The organism is Aminobacter sp. P4_H6_2 (assembly GCF_056400805.1).
This window is the reverse complement of the sequence record NZ_JBFUKO010000875.1, coordinates 1-1,742: the sequence shown is the minus strand read 5'-3', so window position 1 is coordinate 1,742 and position 1,742 is coordinate 1. Positions and strand designations below refer to the sequence as shown.

The window sequence follows — 1,742 nt, the reverse complement described above, 5'->3', positions numbered from 1 at the left end:
GGGCAACCCGCCGTTTCGAAGTTCTGTGCAGTGCAACATTTGTTAGCACCTGCTCGGCAAGCTGCGACAGCGTGCTCGGCTTGCTGACTTCCAGGCCGACCAATATAATGGCACGACGTTCCTCGGATTGACCGGCCATCAATACGTCTGTGCCAAGGTAGATGTGGGAAATGGGCGCTAGCGGAAGCTTGCGAGGGCTAGGGGCATGGCAAGTAAACTCACGACGAATCTGACGCCGCTGCTCCAGGCAGGCGGTCAACCGCAATGACCTTGCCCAAGTTTATCCTCGGTCTGGCGATTGTGATCGTGATCGTTGCGCTGTGGTCTTATCTGGATGCTGCCAGCTGGAGCATGATCTTCCTGCGCATCGTCATCTGCGCCGTGATTCTGCAGGTCGGATACTTTCTGGCAGTCCTTGCGATGGTGCTTCGCAGCGCGCCTAAACCTCTCGAAAGCCGGGATGGCGCGAAGGCTGCAGCAGAGGCCGGCACGATCGTGCCGGCCGACGACCTGACGCCCAAAGGCAGCGCTCACTGAGCACATTGGACCTTGGCGGAATCACGCGCCACCTCCTCCACAACCATCGCTGCTAGCTAATCGTTGCCCGAGCTGACGCGGGTACTTTGCATTGCGCTTGTTGCGAAAATCGGGGCACCGCGATGTGATCACCGGGATCTGGCTGCACGCCTTGGTGAGCTGGGGGTGACCCGACCTGGAGCGTTCTTCCGCGAGCCGGGACGTGAATCGCCGTAACAAAAGTTGGGGTTCCCATGTTCGCAGGTGCAATATAGCTCTGGCCGGGGCGGGACTGTGACGGAAAGGCAACCGACGTGAGCGGAACCGACGTCTGTGTCATCATTGCCGCGCACAACGCGGCGGAGACGATTGCGACTTCTATTGCCTCGGCGCTGCGTGAGCCCGAAGTGGCTGAGGTCGTGGTCGTGGACGATGCCTCGACCGATGCGACCGAAGCGGTGGCGCGCGCCGCCGGGGATGGCAGTGGTCGGCTTTTGGTGCTGAGGCTCGAAGTCAATCGCGGCCCCTCATCCGCACGCAACCTGGCCATAAGGCAGTCGAAGGCGCCGTTGATAAGCATCCTCGACGCAGATGATTTTTTCCTGCCGGGCAGGTTCAACAAGCTATTGAGCGGCTCCGACTGGGACATGATCGCCGACAACATCGTCTTTGTTCAAACGAACTCTGCCCGAGACGTTCTCTCGGGCAAGGTGCCAAGCTTCGTGTCTGCTCCAGAGTTCCTGGACCCGGTGCAGTTCATCAAGGGCAACATCTCTCGGCGCGGCGCCCAGCGCGGCGAACTCGGCTTCCTCAAGCCCGTGATCCGGCGCGCGACGCTTGAGGAACATGGCCTCAGCTACGATGAATCGCTGCGCCTGGGCGAAGACTACGCGCTCTATGCCAGGGCGATGCTGCATGGCGCGCGCTTCAAGCTGATCCGGTCCTGTGGCTACGGCGCGGTCGTGCGGCCGCAATCGCTCAGTGGCCGACATCGCACTGAAGATTTGCGACGGCTCGCCGACACAGATCTTTCGCTTCTGGGCAATCCAGAAATCGCGGCTGAGTTCAAACCGGTGCTACGCCGGCACGAGCGCCATGTCAGGGACAAGTATCGCCTGCGTCGCTTCCTCGACCTCAAGGCGGCCAGCGGGCTCGCCGACGCAGCGACGTTTGCTCTTCGCTCTCCGGCGAATTTTGCCGGTGTCGTGGGTGGTGTGGTCATGGAC

General features: G+C 61.2%; 2 protein-coding genes. Both read left to right on the top strand.

Features of this window, described 5'->3' with window-relative positions:
* Nucleotides 1–264: 264 nt before the first annotated feature.
* Nucleotides 265–537, top strand: coding sequence for an exopolysaccharide production repressor protein (locus AC1DUU_RS31195; protein ID WP_476787174.1), 273 nt, complete (start codon nt 265–267; stop codon nt 535–537).
* A 293-nt stretch (nt 538–830) separates the two neighbouring features.
* Nucleotides 831–1,742, top strand: a 912-nt coding sequence (locus AC1DUU_RS31190) for a glycosyltransferase family 2 protein (protein ID WP_476787173.1), incomplete at its 3' end; no start/stop codon positions are given.

Coding starts and splice junctions, on each gene's coding strand:
- AC1DUU_RS31195 (WP_476787174.1), top strand. CDS start 265: ATGACCTTGCCCAAGTTTATCCTCGGTCTGGCGATTGTGATCGTGATC.